Origin of the sequence: Pyxidicoccus fallax, from assembly GCF_012933655.1 — a bacterium.
GTDB classification, from domain to species: domain Bacteria; phylum Myxococcota; class Myxococcia; order Myxococcales; family Myxococcaceae; genus Myxococcus; species Myxococcus fallax.
This window is the reverse complement of record NZ_JABBJJ010000764.1, coordinates 1-560: the sequence shown is the minus strand read 5'-3', so window position 1 is coordinate 560 and position 560 is coordinate 1. Positions and strand designations below refer to the sequence as shown.

Here is a 560-nt window from a genome sequence, read left to right as displayed (position 1 = left end):
GCACTTCGGTGCGAGTAGGCGATGCCAGGAGCGCTTCGGTGCTCCGTCAGGTCAACCAGGTCAACGTTTCCGAGTCACAATCTGACTCTCTGCTTCGGGCTTGCTGTTTGGTTTTGAAGGACCGAGTCCACGCGACTCGGCTCTTTGAAAGAGAAGGACGCTGTACGGGTTTCCGACGCGTAGCCCCCTGGGCCTATAGCTCAGCTGGCTAGAGCGCGCGCCTGATAAGCGCGAGGTCGGTGGTTCAAGTCCACCTAGGCCCACCACTTTCCCTTCGCCCATGGGGCAGGGACGTGGTTGACGCGCGACCAGCATGGTAGAATGGCGAAATTTCCGGGGCTGTAGCTCAGCTGGGAGAGCGCCAGCTTTGCAAGCTGGATGTCGTCGGTTCGATCCCGATCAGCTCCACAAGTTTTCCCAGTCGTCGCGGGAAGCGTTCTTTGACAAGTGCATACGAAGGGTAAGTTCAATTTCTGCTGAGAGAAGTTCTCGCAGAGGCTGATTTGCCGGGTGTGAGGAGGCCGGGAGGCTTCAACACATCCAGAGCGCAAACCAGCATC

The 560-nt window shown here is 58.2% G+C and carries 2 tRNA genes; both read left to right on the top strand.

Going from position 1 to position 560, the window contains the following annotated elements:
* Positions 1–189 precede the first annotated feature (189 nt).
* A tRNA-Ile gene (locus tag HG543_RS54070) sits at positions 190–266 on the top strand.
* A 69-nt stretch (positions 267–335) separates the two neighbouring features.
* Positions 336–408 (top strand) — tRNA-Ala (locus tag HG543_RS54065).
* Positions 409–560 lie beyond the last annotated feature (152 nt).